Source organism: Myxococcus virescens (genome assembly GCF_900101905.1).
In the GTDB taxonomy this organism is placed as follows: Bacteria; Myxococcota; Myxococcia; order Myxococcales; family Myxococcaceae; genus Myxococcus; species Myxococcus virescens.
Genome location: NZ_FNAJ01000016.1, coordinates 53619 through 69207, shown reverse-complemented (window position 1 = coordinate 69207; position 15589 = coordinate 53619). Strand labels below are relative to the sequence as shown.

General features: G+C 68.4%; 6 protein-coding genes. All 6 read left to right on the top strand.

Annotation, left to right across the window (positions count from 1 at the left end):
- Positions 1-23 precede the first annotated feature (23 nt).
- The 6 genes from BLU09_RS31355 to BLU09_RS31330 all read left to right on the top strand — a co-directional run bounded on the left by BLU09_RS31355 (position 24) and on the right by BLU09_RS31330 (position 15570).
- Entirely contained in the window at positions 24-6392 is a 6369-nt protein-coding gene (locus BLU09_RS31355) for a type I polyketide synthase (RefSeq protein WP_244172186.1), read from the top strand.
- Entirely contained in the window at positions 6389-10936 is a 4548-nt protein-coding gene (locus tag BLU09_RS31350) for a non-ribosomal peptide synthetase (protein ID WP_090494059.1), read from the top strand. Before BLU09_RS31355 ends, BLU09_RS31350 begins: the two co-directional genes overlap by 4 nt.
- A gap of 159 nt (positions 10937-11095) precedes the next feature.
- Positions 11096-12295 carry an extracellular solute-binding protein gene (locus BLU09_RS31345; protein ID WP_090494057.1) on the top strand — a complete coding sequence of 400 codons (1200 nt, stop codon included), beginning with the start codon at positions 11096-11098 and terminating at the stop codon, positions 12293-12295.
- Between the two features lie 74 nt (positions 12296-12369).
- The gene (locus BLU09_RS31340) at positions 12370-14061 is read left to right on the top strand and encodes a sulfatase family protein (RefSeq protein WP_090494055.1); all 1692 of its coding nucleotides are present in this window, start codon (positions 12370-12372) and stop codon (positions 14059-14061) included.
- 91 nt (positions 14062-14152) lie between these two features.
- Complete coding sequence (locus BLU09_RS31335) at positions 14153-14677, top strand: DUF1993 domain-containing protein (RefSeq protein WP_090494053.1); 525 nt, start codon at positions 14153-14155, stop codon at positions 14675-14677.
- Positions 14678-14862: 185 nt separating this feature from the next.
- Positions 14863-15570 (top strand): RibD family protein, encoded by a 708-nt coding sequence (locus tag BLU09_RS31330; RefSeq protein WP_090494051.1) that lies wholly within the window; start codon positions 14863-14865, stop codon positions 15568-15570.
- The last annotated feature ends 19 nt before the right edge of the window (positions 15571-15589 follow it).

The following is a 15589-nucleotide window of genomic DNA, read 5'->3' as shown; positions in this document are numbered from 1 at the left end:
GCGCCGCTTTGCTCGTGGAGAAGATGCAAGCCCGCCTCGATGCGGTGGAACGCGCCCGGACCGAGCCCATCGCCGTCATCGGCATGGGTTGCCGTTTCCCCGGTGGCGCCGTCGATGGACCGTCTTACTGGCGGATCCTTCGAGACGGCGTGGATGCGCTGCGCGAGGTGCCCGAGTCCCGCTGGGACGTGCAGGGCTACTTCGACGCGACGCGCGGGATGCCGGGGAAGATGTACGGCACCCGCGGTGGCTTCCTCGATGACGTGGAGCACTTCGACGCTGAGTTCTTCGGCATCGCGCCGCGCGAAGCGGCGAGCCTGGACCCGCAGCAGCGCATCGCCCTGGAAGTGGCGTGGGAGGCCCTGGAGAACGCGGGCGTGGCGCCGGGTCAGCTCATGGGCAGCAGGACGGGCGTCTTCATGGGCGTGATGTCCAGCGACTACATGGCGCGCCTGCTCAAGGAAGACGACGCGACCCGCTTCGACGGGTACATGGCGACGGGCAACGGCTACAGCTTCGTCCCGGGGCGAATCTCCTACGTGCTGGGCCTGCAGGGGCCGTGCATGCCGGTCGACACGGCGTGCTCGTCGTCCCTGGTGTCGCTCCACCTGGCCTGCGAGAGCCTCCGGCGCGGCGAGTCCAACCTCGCGCTCGCGGGCGGCGTCAATCTCATCCTGTCCCCTGAGACGACGATTTGCCTTTGCAGCATGCAGGCGCTCGCGAGCGACGGCCGCTGCAAGACCTTCGATGCGGCGGCCGACGGGTACGTGCGCGGGGAGGGCTGCGGCATCCTCGTGCTCAAGCGCCTGTCGGACGCGCAGCGCGATGGCGACGACATCCTCGCGTTGATTCGTGGCTCCGCCGTCAATCATGACGGGGCCAGCGGCGGACTGACGGTGCCCAACGGACCGTCGCAGCAAGCCGTCGTGTCGAAGGCGCTGGAGAACGCGCGCGTGCCGCCGGCCCTCGTGGGCTACATCGAAGCCCACGGCACGGGCACGCCGCTGGGCGACCCCATTGAACTCCGGGCACTGGGGGCGGTGCTGGGCAAGGGACGTCCGGAGGACCGGCCTTTCTTCATCGGCTCGGTGAAGACGAACATCGGCCACCTGGAGCCGGCGGCCGGAATCGCCGGCGTCATCAAGACGATTTTGTCGCTCCAGCACCGGGAGATACCGCCGCACCTGCACTTCCACACGCCCAATCCCCACGTGGAATGGGACCGCATCCCCGCGCGTGTCCCCGTCGAGCGAATCCCCTGGCCGGCCCACGAGGGACGGCGCATCGCGGGGGTGAGCTCCTTCGGGCTGAGTGGCATCAACGCGCACGTGGTGCTGGAGGAAGCCCCCGCGCCCGCGGCCACGCCCGCCGCTTCCGAGGTCGATACCGCGCAGCTCGTCGTCCTGTCCGCCAAGACGGCGCCAGCGCTGGCCGACCTGGCCCGGACGTGGAGCTCGTTCCTGAAGCGCGAGGACGTGGGAGCGCTCGCGGACCTCAGCTACACGGCGGCCCTGTGCCGCACGCACCATGACCACCGGCTCGCGCTCGCGGCGAAGTCCCCCCAGGAACTGGTCGCGCAGCTCGACGCGTTTGCCGCCGGAGAGAGCCACCCCGGTCTGTCCGTGGGGCGCCGGAGCAACAGCCAGAAGGTGGTCTTCGTGTTCCCCGGCCAGGGCTCGCAGTGGCTCGGCATGGGACGGCAGCTGTACGCCCAGGACACGACCTTCCGTGAGGCCATCGACCGGTGCCACGATGCACTGGGCCGCTACACGGACTGGTCGCTGCGCGAGCTGTTGACGAACCCCGGTCAGCAGCCGCGCTGGAATGACATCGACGTCATCCAACCGACGCTGTTCGCCTTGCAGGTGTCGCTCGCGGCGGTGTGGCGCTCACTGGGCCTGGAGCCGCACGCGGTGGTGGGGCACAGCATGGGCGAGGTCGCCGCGGCCCACGTCGCGGGGGCGCTGTCGCTGGACGACGCCGCGCGCATCATCTGTGAGCGCAGCAAGTTGCTCCGGCGGGTCAGCGGTCAGGGCGCCATGGCGGTGGTGGACCTCTCGCGCGAACAGGCCGAGGCGGAGATTCGGGGCGCGGAGGACCGGATCGCCATCGCCGTCAGCAACGGCCCGAAGGCCACGGTGCTCTCCGGAGACCCGGCGGCGCTGAAGGAGGTGTTGGAGCGCCTGGAGAAGCGCGAGGTCTTCTGCCGTTGGGTCAAGGTGGACGTGGCATCCCACAGCCCACAGATGGACCCGCTTCGGCAGGACCTGCTGGAGCGGATGGCTGGCATCCGTCCGACGGGGAGCACGGTGCCGCTCTACTCGACGGTGACGGGCGCCCCCATCGACGGCCGGGAGCTGAGCGCCGCGTATTGGGTGCGCAACCTGCGGCAGCCCGTGCTGTTCGCGGACGCGGTGCAGCGTCTCATCCTGGACGGGAACGTCCTGTTCATCGAGCTGAGCCCACATCCCATCCTGGTGCCCTTCGTGGACGCGATGCTGCGGGAAGGCGACGCCTCCGGCCGAGGCCTGGTCGTCCCGAGCCTCCTCCGGGAACAGGAGGAGTGGCCGTCACTGCTCGCGTCACTGGGCGCGCTGGCCACCCGCGTGGACCGCGTGGACTGGCTCCGGCTGCATCCGGACAAGCGGCGGCGAGTCGCACTGCCGGCGTATCCCTGGCAGCGGGAACGGCACTGGCTGGAGCTGAGGCCCACGCGTGCAGCGCGAGGCCGCTTCGTGCGCTCGGGGGGCCATCCGCTCCTGGGCACTTCGTTCACGACCTCCGTGCAGCAGGAGACCCGCTTCTGGGAATCCACACTGAGCGCGAGCGAGCCCCCGTTCCTCGCGGACCATCGCGTGGCGGGCTCGGTGGTGGTGCCGGGCGCGGCCTATCTGGAGATGGCGCTGTCCGCGGCGCATGCGATGTCAGGAGGCACCGCGCACGAGCTGGTCGACACCTCCTTCAAGGAGGGGCTGCTCCTGCCCGAGGGCCAGGAGCGCACCGTCCAACTGGCGCTGCACGGCGAGCAGGGTTGCACCCTCACGTTTCAGCTTTCGAGCCAGACGGCGGAAGCGGCGGGGTGGATGACGCACGTCGTGGGCAGGCTCCGCCTCTTGGATGCAGGGCAGGCGGGGCTTGCGTCCGAATCGTTGGAGGCCATCCGCGAGCGCTGCCCCGACGTCGTGACCCAGGCAGCGCATTACGAGACGCTGGCACGCAACGGCGTAGCCTACGGGCCCGCGTTCCAGGGCGTGCAGCAGGTCTGGCGAGGACGAGGGGAGGCGCTCGGCCATCTCCGCCTCCCGGAGTCATTGGTCGCGCGGGCCTCGGCGTATCGAATCCATCCCGCGTTGCTCGACGCCTGCTTCCAGTTGGTGTCCGCCGCGGTGCCTCCGGAGGACGTGCCGCAGGACGCGGGGCCCGCCGTCCCGGTAGCACTCGAGAACCTGCGGCTTCACGCACCGCCCCCAACGGAGGGCTTCTGCCACGTCCGGATGCGGACACCCGAGGGCACACGCCGGGGCGTCTACGAGTTCGACCTCGTGCTGCGCGATGCGTCCGGCACGCTGTTGCTGGAGGCGCTGGGGCTGCGGGTTCAGCAATTGGATGCTCCCGTGGCGGATGCGGAGGGCAGGGACCTTTATTTCGCCCAGGCGTGGCGCCATGTCCCCTCCGTCGAGCAGCTCCCCGCACAGGGCACCGAGGCAGGCGGACGTTGGTTGCTCATCACGGATGGCAACGAGCTGGCGGATACGGTGGAGTCACAGCTCCGCGCGCGCCAGGGCGAAGTCACCCGTATCGACCTGGGTGGCTCCAAGCCGGGCCGCCGCACCGTGGACGCGTCGTCGCCGATGGCCTTCGATGAGGTGCTGGCGGAGACGTTCGGCAAGGGGGCCGCTGCGCGCGGCGTGATTCACCTGACGGGCCTGGATTCGGGCGACGTGGACCCGTTGATGGGCTGCGGCGGCGTGCTGCACCTCGTGCAGGGGCTCTCCCGGATGGGCCTGTCGAGTCCGCCACGTCTGTGGATGGTCACGAAGGGGGTCCACCATGGTTCGGACAGCCGCTCCGCTTCGGACGTCGTGCAGGCGCCGTTGTGGGGCCTGGGGCGCACGCTCGCGCAGGAGCACGCCGAGCTGAAGTGCACACGGGTGGACGTGTCCGCGGTCATGAGCACCGAGGACGCCACCGGCGCGCTGGTGCGCGAGCTGCTCGTGGCGGATGCGGAGGAGGAAATCTCCCTCCGGCCGGATGGGCGACATGTCGGCCGCATCGTTCGTGGCACACCCGGCAGGGCCTCCCATGAGGCCATCGTCCCCGCCGAGGGCCAATCCTTCCGAGTCGAGCGTGATGCTCAGGGGCGCCAGGAGTACTGGTCCGCGGCCCGCCGTCCGCCGGGGCCTGGAGAGGTCGAACTCGAAGTCGAAGTGGCGGCGCGTCCGGGGCTCGGCGGGGCGTCGAGCCCGGAGCGCTGGGACGAAGGGGGTGCCACCGCATGCAGTGGGCGCATCGTGGCGGTGGGAGAGGGTGTGAAGGACGTCACCGTGGGCGAGGAGCGCATCGCGCTCGTGACGTCGGGCCTCGGGTCACATCTGTGCGTGCCCGTTGGGCACACCGCGCCGCGTCCGCCCTCGTCGTCGCATGAAGAGGCCGCGGCGATGGCAGCGACTGTGCTGCCTGTCTGGTATGGCCTGTTCCACCTGGGACGCTTGGAGAAGCGAGACCGCGTATGGGTCCTGGGGGCTTCGAGCGGGCTCGGGCGAACGGCCATCCAGCTGGCACGGCGCATGGGGGCGGAGGTCTTCGCCGAAGCCACGACGGATGAGCAGCGAGCCTCCTTGCGGGAGCTCGGCGCCGCCCACGTCGTGGACCCCACGGACGCCTCATTCGCCACGGGGCTGCTGGATGCGACGGGAGGCCGAGGGCTGGACCTGGCCGTCATCGCGCCGGGCGCTGTCGGCCTTGAGCCGAGCCTCGCCGTGCTGGCGGAGGGGGCTCGCGTCATCGACCTGAGAGGGACGTCCGAAGCGCCTTCGGCCGGGGATGCGAACGTCGCGTGGTGCGTAGTCGACGTGCACACCTTCGCGCGCCGAAAGCCCGACCGGTTCGCCCGGCTGTGGCGCGAGGTGAAGGACGCCTCCGAGGCCGGGGGCCTGCCCTCCATCGTGAAGGAGGTGAGCACGCTCACCCTGAAACATCCCGGGGCACGCGTGGTGGTGCCCGCCACGGGGGCTCGGCGACTCCGCGTGGATGGGACGTACCTGGTGACGGGTGGCCTGGGAGGACTGGGCTTCGCGGTGGCGAAGTGGATGGTGGAGCAGGGCGCACGGCACCTCGTCCTCCTTGGGCGTGACGCCTCGTTGACGCCAGCGCAACAGGCGGACGTGGCCACGCTCGAAGCGGCGGGGGCGCGCGTGCGGGTGATGGCGGCGGATGTGTCCGACCGGGCTCAGCTGGCCCGGGTCCTCGCGGAGAGCGCCAAGGGTGGAGCACCGCTCCGAGGCGTCATCCACGCGGCGGGTGTGCTGGACGACGGCGTCCTGTTGCAGCAGACGGTGGAGCGCTTCCGCCGGGTGATGGCGCCCAAGGTCCTCGGGGGCTGGAACCTGCATGTCCTGACGCGCGACCTGCCGCTCGACTTCTTCGTGCTGTACTCGTCGGCGGCCTCCCTGTTCGGCGCTCCAGGGCAGGGAAACTACGTGGCGGCCAATGCCTTCCTCGACGCGCTGGCCCATCACCGCCGGGGCCTGGGGCTGCCGGGCTTGAGCATCAACTGGGGACCTTTCTCCGAGGTCGGTCTGGCCGCCGCGCAGTCCAACCGGGGAGAGCGCCTGGCTCAGCGGGGCTCCGACAGTCTGACGCCCGCGGAAGGCAACGCCATCCTGGGCCGGCTGTTGGATGGCGACGTGACGCAGATGGCGGTCATGCCGCTCGACCTCCGCAAGTGGGTGGAGTTCTATCCGCGAGCGAAGTCCTCGCATTGGTTGTCGGAGCTCGTCCCGGCCAGCGCGGGGGAGGGCGCGCAGGCCGCCCGGGATGTGGCGCTGCTTGAAGCCCTGCGGACGGCGACACCTCGGGATGCGCGGGTGGCGCTGGAGAAGTTCGTTCGCGAGCAGCTGGGCCGGGTGCTCCGGCTCGACTCCGCGCGCATCGACGCCGAAGCGCCGCTCCAAGGGTTCGGGCTCGACTCGCTGATGGGGCTCGAGCTGCGCAACCGGTTGGCGTCGGGACTGGGGCTGTCGCTCCCGGCGTCGCTGGTTTGGAAGCACCCGACGCTGGATGCGCTCTGTGCGCATCTCCAGAGTGAAGTCATGGATCGCGCCCTGGCCGAGACGCTCGCAATCCAGGCAGAGGCGGTCGCAACCAACGACAACGAGGTCTTCGTCCTATGAGTGTACGGGAGCTGTTGGGCACCCTCGCGGCCAGGGGCGTTCGCCTGCGCGTCGACGGTGACAAGCTGGTGGTGGAGGCGGGCAAGGCCGTCCTCACGCCGGAGCTGCGGACCGAGCTGGCGGCGAACAAGGCCGACATCCTCGCGTTCCTGCGCAAGCACACCGCCCACGACGAGGTAGGCAGCGGCCCTGAGCGGCCCGTCACGAGGCCCCAGGTCATCCCGCTGTCCAGCGGGCAGGAGCGGCTCTGGTTCCTGGACCGGCTGTCACCGGGCACCGCGCAGTACAACGTCCACCTGGGGCTGCGGGTACGTGGCGCGCTGGATACGGTGGCGCTGCGCCGGAGCCTGGACGAACTGGTCCGCCGGCATGAGGTCCTCCGGACGTCCTTCCCGGAGGTGGACGGGAGTCCAAGGCAGATCATCGCGTCGCCCGACGTGGGCGCGACGCTGAGCGTCGTGGAGGTGCGGGGGCTGACGGAGGCGCAGCGCGACGAGGAGGTCCAACGGCGTTCGGAGGCCCTGGCCCAGCAGCCTTTCGATCTGGCCCAGGGCCCCCTGTTCCGCGTGACGCTGGTGTCCCTGGACGCCGAGGACTCCGCGCTCTTCGTGACGAAGCACCACATCATCACGGATGGCTGGTCGCTCGGCGTCTTCGTCCGGGAGCTGTCGGCGCTCTACGCGTCTTTCGTACGGGGACAGGCCGCGTCCTTGCCACCCGTGTCCATGCAGTTCGCCGAGTCGGCCCTGCGTGAGCAGGCATGGCTGGCGGGGGCCTCGGGCGCCCGGGAGCGGGCTTTCTGGAAGGAGAAGCTCCAGGGACTGCCGCCGCTTCAGCTCCCCGTGGACCGGGGGGGCTCCAGCGCCACCAGCCACCGAGGTGCGACCGTGCCCGTGGCCTTCTCGCCCGGGTTGAGCGAGGCGCTGCGCGAGCTCGGCCAACGTGAAGGGTGCAGCCTCTTCATGGTGCTCTACGCTGCGTTCGCCGCGCTCCTGCACCGCTACTCGGGGCAGCTCGACTTCGGCGTGGGGACGGTGACCGCGAACCGGGGGAGCGTGCCGCCGGACCTCATCGGCTTCATCGCCAACACGCTGGTGCTCCGGAGTGACGTGTCCGGAGACCCGACCTTTTCGCAGTGGCTGGCCCGGGCGCGCAAGACGGTGCTCGACGCCCAGGACCATCAGGCGCTGCCCTTCAGCGAAGTGGTGAAGGCGGTCGGCGCATCGCGTGAGGGCGGGCTCAACCCGTTGGTGCGTGCCTGCTTCACGCTGGAGAACATCCCCGCGCCCACGCTGGACCTGCCCGGGACGCGCTGGTCATTCCTGGGCGGTGCACCCGACGGCAGCGTGGAAGGCGTCGCCAAGTTCGAGCTGTCCCTCATCCTGGCCTCCGGCGAACAGGGCCTGGCTGGCATGCTCGAATACTCGCGCGAGCTCTTCGACGCCTCGACGGCGGAGCGGATGGTGGGCCACCTCCAGGTGTTGTTGGAGGCCGTCGTCGCGAAACCAGAGACGCCCCTGTCAAAGCTGCCCGTGCTGTCGACGGAAGAGCGGACGCGGCTGCTCACGGCCTGGAATGGCCCGGTGCTCGGCGTCCCGGCGCTGTGCATGCACGAACTCATCCAGGCGCAGGTGGAGCGGACGCCGAACGCCATGGCCGTGGTGAGCGGAACGCGGACGCTGACCTACGCCGAGCTCAACCGTCGGGCGAACCAACTGGCCCATCACCTGCGGCGGCTGGGCGTGCGGCCCGAGGCGCGCGTGGGGCTCTGCGTCGAGCGGACGGAGGAGCTCGTCATCGGCTTGCTGGCCATCCTCAAGGCCGGCGGTGCCTACGTGCCACTGGACCCGGCCTATCCGAAGGAGCGGCTGGCGCTCATCCTCGAGGACGCGCAGGTGCCCGTGCTGCTCACGCAGCAGCGGCTGCTCCCGGAGCTTCCCGCCACCGAGGCACGCGTGGTGTGCCTGGACGCGGATGCCGCCGCCCTCGGCGCCGAGCCGGAGGTGAACCCCGGGCGTGTCACGACGCCCGCTTCGCTCGCGTATCTCATCTACACCTCGGGCTCCACCGGCAAGCCCAAGGGCGTGATGATTGACCACCGGAACGCCGTGGCCTTCTTGCAGTGGGCCCAGAGTGTCTTCTCGCCGGAGTCGTTGGCGGGGACGCTGGCGTCGACGTCCATCTGCTTCGACCTGTCCGTCTTCGAAATCTTCACGCCCCTGTGCTGTGGGGCGAAGGTCATCGTCGCGAAGAACGCGCTGGAGCTGCCCGAGCTGCTCGCCGCGAAGGAGGTGACGCTCATCAACACCGTGCCCTCGGCGATGGGCGCGCTGCTGCGAGGGGGTGGGGTGCCGGCGTCGGTCACCACCGTCAACCTGGCGGGTGAGGCGCTGGCGGGAGCGCTGGTCGACTCCATCTACGCCCTGGGCCACGTGCGCGATGTCTTCAACCTCTACGGCCCGAGCGAGACGACGACCTATTCCACGTTCACCCGTGTGAACCGGGGCGAGACGCCGACCATCGGCCGGCCCGTCGGAAACACCCAGGTCTACGTGCTGGATGCGAACCGGGAGCCCATGCCCGTGGGGGTGCCGGGCGAGGTCTACATCGGCGGGCATGGTGTCGCCCGGGGCTACCTGGGCCGGACGGAGCTGACGGCGGAGCGGTTCGTTACGTCTCCCTTCGCCGGGGACGCGGGCGCGCACCTGTACCGAACAGGGGATCTGGCGCGGTGGCTGCCGGACGGGCAACTCGAATACCTGGGCCGGATGGACCACCAGGTGAAGCTCCGCGGCTTCCGCATCGAGCTGGGTGAGATTGGCGCGGCGCTGCAGGAGCACCCAGGCATCCGCGATGCGGTCGTCGTCGTGCGAGAAGGCCCGGGCGCGGACAAGCAGTTGGTGGCGTATGTGGTGGGCCGCGAAGGGAAGGCCCCCGAGCCGGGTGAGCTGCGCGACCACCTCAAGTCGCGGCTGCCCGAGTACATGGTGCCCTTCGTGTTCGTGAGCCTGGACGCCCTGCCGCTCACGCCGAATGGGAAGGTGGACCGCGCCGCGCTCCCCGCGCCGGAGCGTGTGGGCTCCGGGACGGCGAAGGCCCACGTCGCGCCGAGAACACCTGGGGAAGCCACGCTGGCGGACATCTGGCGTCAGGTGCTCGGGGTGGAGCAGGTGGGCGTGCACGACCACTTCTTCGAGCTCGGAGGCCACTCGCTGCTGCTCTACCGGGTGCTCGTCCTCGCGCGGTCCGCGTCGGGCGCGGACATCCCGCTGAGGGCCCTGTTGCAGTCGCCGACGCTGGAAGAGATGGCGCGCGCCATCGAGGCCGCGAAGACGGGCTCGCTGCCGGTCCACGACGTGGTGGCGGAGCTGGAGGCGGACGCCGTGCTGGAGGCCGGGCTGCTGCCGGGAGCGGCGCTTCCGCCCACCTCCGGACCCGCGCGCGCCGTGCTGCTGACGGGCGCCACGGGCTTCCTCGGCGCCTTTCTGCTCGAGGAGCTCTGCCGGAAGACGCAGGCGCGCATTCATTGTTTGGTCCGCTCCAAGTCGGAGCAGGAGGGGATGCAGCGGATTCGCAAGAACCTGGAGAGCTACTCGCTGTGGCGCGACGACCTGGTGTCGCGAATCGTCCCTGTCCGAGGGGACATCGGCCAGCCCCTGCTGGGCCTGTCGGAAGCGGAGTTCCAGCGGCTGTCGGAGGAGGTGGACGCCGTCTACCACAACGGTGCGCTCGTCAATTTCATCTATCCCTATGAGTCGATGCGCGCCGCGAACGTGCTCGGAACGCGGGAGATTCTTCGCCTGTGCATGCGCACGCGCATCAAGCCCCTGCACTATGTCTCCACGGTGTCGGTGCTGCCGGTGGGGCGCCAGCTTCCCTTCCGCGAGGATGAGCCGTTGGAAGCGGCTGAGAGCCTGATGGGCGGTTATGCCCAGAGCAAGTGGGTGGCGGAGAAGCTCGTGCGTGAGGCCTCGCGGCGAGGGCTCCCCGTGACGATTCACCGGCCGGGACGGGTGACGGGGCACAGCCAGACGGGGGCGTGGAACACGGATGACCTGGTGTGCAGGACCCTCAAGGGCTGCGTCCAACTGGGGAGTGCGCCCAGCGTGGACGCGCTGCTGGACGTGACGCCGGTGGACTACGTGAGCAGCGCCATCGTGGACCTGTCCCTGCGTCCCGAGTCCACTGGTCAGACATTCCACCTGGTCAACCCGCAGTTCGTGCGAGCGGACGAGATGTGGAGCCACATGCGAGCCTTTGGTTACGGGCTGCGCGTGCTCCCCTATGACGAGTGGCTCGCCGAGCTCGGCCTCGCGGCGCCGTCTGATAGTGAGCTGGGAGACCTGCTCCTGTTCCTCCAGCAGGTGCCGCCCGAGGACCGCAGCGTGGGTGGGCCGCGCATGGTGGTCTGCGACAGTGGTCACACGCTGAAGGCGCTGGGGGGAACAGGGACGTCGTGTCCGTCCGTGGATGCCACGTTGATTTCGACGTATCTCTCCTCGCTGGTGCAGCGTGGCTTCCTGGCCGCGCCCGGGGGGCGGTGAAGACCTGGGCATCGACCGGCCCGGTCGGTGCCCACCGGCTCCAAAGACAGACGCAGGCGTGCTGCCCAGGCCTCGTCGGGCGGAAACGGTAGACTGAGGCGCAATGCCGCTCCCGCATCCGTGCGGGGCGGTCCCCCCTCATTTCGCCGGAGCCACGCCATGCAATGGAGAGCTTTGCCCTGCGTTCTCGCCCTGTCCCTGGGGGCCTGCTCGGACCCCGAACCCGAGGCCCCGCGGCCGTTGAAGGTCGTCCTCTTCCCCTACATTCCGGATTCAGCAGGGGATGGCTTCGCCAGCCTCAAGCAGCGGCTGGAGGCGGATTTCGAGCAGGAGCATTCGGACATCGACCTGGACATCGTGTTCGACGCGAAGCTGGACCTCTATGACCTGGATGAAGGAGGCACCCTGAACCAACTCCTCGGTCCGGGAGCAGGTGCCGCGCAGGTGGTGGAGATCGACACGCTCATCATGGGTGACCTCGTGTCGAAGGGCTGGGTGCAGCCCGTCGCCCTGGAGGCGGGGGCCGCGCATCCGGCGGCGGAAGAAGCCGTCTCCATCGCTGGCCAGAGCTACGGGGTGCCGACCTACCTGTGCAGCTACGTCGTCTACTCGAACAGTCCCCACCTGTCGTCGGCCACGGATGGCGATTCCCTGGTCCAGATCCTCTCGGATGTGGCACCGGGGATGCGCCCGTTGGCGGCCAACTACAGCGGGAGCTGGACGTTGCCCTCGTCCTACTTGGACGCGTGGGCCGACACGAATCCCACGGGCGTGTTGTCCCAGGCGCTGTCGCTGCCGCTGGACGCGTCGGCGCTGGATTCGTTCGAGGACGTGGTGAAGAGCTGTGAGCTGGAGGCAGGCGTCAACCCATGTCTCGACGGCACCTACGCGGATAGTTCCCTGGCGGAAGAGGCGTTCGCCTTGGGGCAGGCCAACGGCTTCATGGGCTACACGGAGCGCCTGTTCTTCGTCCGGAAGGCCAACCCGGGCATGGCGCTGCCAGAAGTCATCTCCGTTCCTCTGGGCACGGGCTCCGCGCCCGCGGTGTTCGTGGACGCGCTGGTGGTCAGCGCGCAGTGCACGGGGACGTGTGCCGAGGACGCCCGCGCCTTCACCAACTTCATGAAGGACCCGGACGTGCGCAGCCTCATCGCCTTCAGCGGGGACGCGCCGCAGGGCACGACGCCGCGCTATCTGCTGCAGGCCACCCAGGCTTTCTATCAGCAGGAGCCCGCGCGCTCCGACCCGATGTATCAGAAGTATGTGCAGTTCTTGAGTGGAGCCCGGCCCTATCCCAATCAGGGCTTCCCGCAGAACCGGAAGACGCTCCAGTCGGCGCTGATGGACGCGCTGCAGTAGAAAGTCGTGCGGGGGCGGTCATGCGTCACGGCCTTCTGAGTTACAGTTTGCGTTCCCCATCAGGAGGTCGTGACATGACGGTTGCTGGCAAGCGCCCCAACTTCCTCATCATCACCACGGACGAGGAACGATTTCCGCCTCCGTACGAGAACGAAGAGGCCCGTCGGTTTCGTGTCGAGAATGACCGGGTCGGCCAGGAGCTCCGCAAGCATGGCATCGAGTTCCTCCGGCACCACACGGCCTCCACGGCCTGCGCGCCCAGCCGCACCACGCTCTACACGGGGCAATATCCGTCGCTTCATGGCGTGAGCCAGACTCCCGGCATCGGGAAGTCCTCGTTCGACCCGGACATGTACTGGCTTGCGCCCAACACCGTTCCCACGTTGGGGGAGTACTTCCGGAAGGGCGGCTATCAGACGCACTACCGGGGCAAGTGGCACATCTCCGACGAGGACATCCTGGTGCCGGGGACGCAGACGGCGCTCATGAGCAATGACGTGAGCGGCGACGCCTACCCCGAACGAATCGCCCTGTACGAGCAGGCCGGGCGTCTGGAGAAGTTCGGCTTTTCCGGTTGGATTGGCCCCGAGCCACATGGCTCTTCACAAGCGAACGATGCCTCAGTCCGCGACCCAGGCTTCGCCGACCAGGTCTGTCGGCTGCTGAGCGACCTGGAGCATCAGGCCGCGAAGGGTGACACGGCGCCGTGGCTCGTCGTGAGCTCCTTCGTCAATCCGCACGACATCGTCTTCTCGGGCCTGCCCTGGTTCACCGAGTTCAGCGACCTTCAGCAAGCGGGGAAGCTGCCGGATGTGGCCCCGTCGCCGACGGCAGGTGAGTCGCTCGAAAGCAAGCCGCGCTGTCAGAAGGACTACGTCTACACGTATCCGCGCATGTACCTGCCGCAGCGCGACACCGCGTCGTACCGGCAGTTCTATTACTTCCTCATGGCGGAGGTGAGTAAACACATCCAGCGGGTCTACGAACATCTCAAGAGAACTTCCTTCTTCGAGAACACCATCGTCGTCCTCACGTCCGACCATGGTGAGATGCTCGGGGCTCACGGCGGCATGATGCAGAAGTGGTACAACGCCTATCAGGAGACGCTGCACGTGCCGTGCGTCATCTCCAATCCAAGGCTGTTTCCGGAGCCCCGGAGGACGGAGGTGGTGACGTCGCACGTGGACCTGGTGCCGACGCTGCTGGGGCTCGCCGGAATCGACGCGGATGCGGCCCGGCGTGAGCTGGCACGGGACCACTCGGAGGCTCAGCCGCTGGTGGGCAGGGACCTGTCCGGTCTGGTGCTGGGCCGGGAGGCCGAGCGGCATGAGCCCATCTATTTCATGACCGACGACAACGTCGAGTCAGGGCTCCAGATGACCAACAACCTCACTGGCCAGGCGTTCGCGGGCGTCATCCAGCCCAAGCACATCGAGACGGTGGTCACCCGCCTCCCCGAACTCACGGGAGACACGCTCTGGAAGTACAGCTGCTATTCGGACAACCCGCGCTTCTTCGCGGGCGCGGCGGGGAACACGGACGAGGTCGCCACGGCGCGGTTCATTCCTCGTGAGTACGAGTGCTACGACCTCACGGAGGACCCGCTGGAGACCCGGAACCGGTGCAGCGCGGTGGCGGGGCAGCCTCTGCCGCAAGACATCCGTGACGCGCTCGACAAGGTCCTGAAGGAGCAGCGGGAGAAGAAGCGGCTGCTGCCCCAGAGCCTGAATCGGAACGCGGCGCCGAAGGGTCCGCTGCGGGACTGAGGGCTTCGAACGCCCGGTTCTTGTTGTCGTGGTCGTTCGGGCGCATGCTGAAAAGGCGGAAACGCGAGCAGCAGAATGCGAAGGAAAGCCGATGACGACATCGCTCTACGACCTCAGCGTGCCCACCTTCCTGCAGACGGTGAGGGCCGTCGCAGGCTTTCTCGACCGTGCGGCCAAGCACTGCGCTGAGACGGGGGTTGATCCCAACGACTTCGTGAACGCGCGCCTTTTCGACGACATGGCGCCCTTCCACTTTCAGGTCGAAGCCACATGGCACCATTCCGTGTGGGGGGTGGAAGCCCTCAAGACCGGTGTGTTCGCCCCGCCGGCCTTGGTCGGACCGGTCCCTTTCGCCGACCTGCAGGCGATGATCGGCAAAGCGGAAGTGGCGCTAGAGGCGTTCACGCCCGACGAGGTCAACCCATGCGCGGGCAAGGACCTGGACCTTCAAATCGGGCCGCGGAGGCTCGCCTTCACGTCGGAGACGTTCATTCTCTCGTTTTCCCTGCCGAACTTCCATTTCCACGCCGTCACTGCCTACGACATCCTCCGCTCGCGCGGTGTACCGATCGGTAAGCGTGATTACGAAGGCCGGCTGCGTACTCGATCAGCCTAAGCCGGAGATTCGTTGTGGAGGCAGGCGGCGGGTGTTGGCGTACGTGAAGGGCGCAGGAGGGGTGAGAGCGATTCTGGCGTTCAATAGGGGCCGGCTCACCGTCGAGCCCGTCAACGCGCCGTCCCAGGGGCTCGTCGGGAAGATGTCACCCTGACGACCAGGCCCTGAGTCCGAGGAGACAGCAGATGCGCAGAGCGAAGCGCCCGTACGTGATTTGCCACATGGTGCCCTCCATCGATGGGCGCATCGTCACGACGAGATGGAAGCTCTCGTCGCGCACCCTGTCCGAGTACGAGCGGACGGCGGAGACGTTCGACGCCGACGCCTGGATGATTGGCCGGATTTCGATGGAGCCCTACGCGGGGAAGGCGAAGGTCCCGGTGCGCAAGTCAGGCCAGCCGATTCCAAGGACGGACTTCATCGCGAGGCGCGACGCGGAGTCCTACGCCATCGCGCTGGACCCCTCGGGCAAGCTCACCTGGAAGTCGGGCTCCATCGATGACGAGCACGTCATCACCATTCTCACGGAGCAGGTCTCTGACGACTACCTGGCCTTCCTCCAATCGAAGGGCGTCTCCTACCTGTTTGGCGGCAAGGCGGAGCTGAACCTGAAGAGGGTGCTCGAAAAGCTCCGAAAGGACTTCGGCATCAAGCGGTTGCTCCTGGAGGGCGGTGGGAAGATCAACGGCTCCTTCCTGGCAGAGGACCTCATCGACGAGCTGAGCGTCTTGGTGGCGCCCATCGCGGATGGTTCCATCGGAACGCCTTCTCTGTTCGATGCGGGCGAGGGAAGGGGCCCGGTCCGCCATCTCAAGCTGGTCTCCTCCGAGCTGCGGAAGGGCGACATGCTCTGGCTGAAGTACAAGGTGCGCAAATCAGAATCGAAAAGGTGAAGGTAGGCCAGGTGAAGTG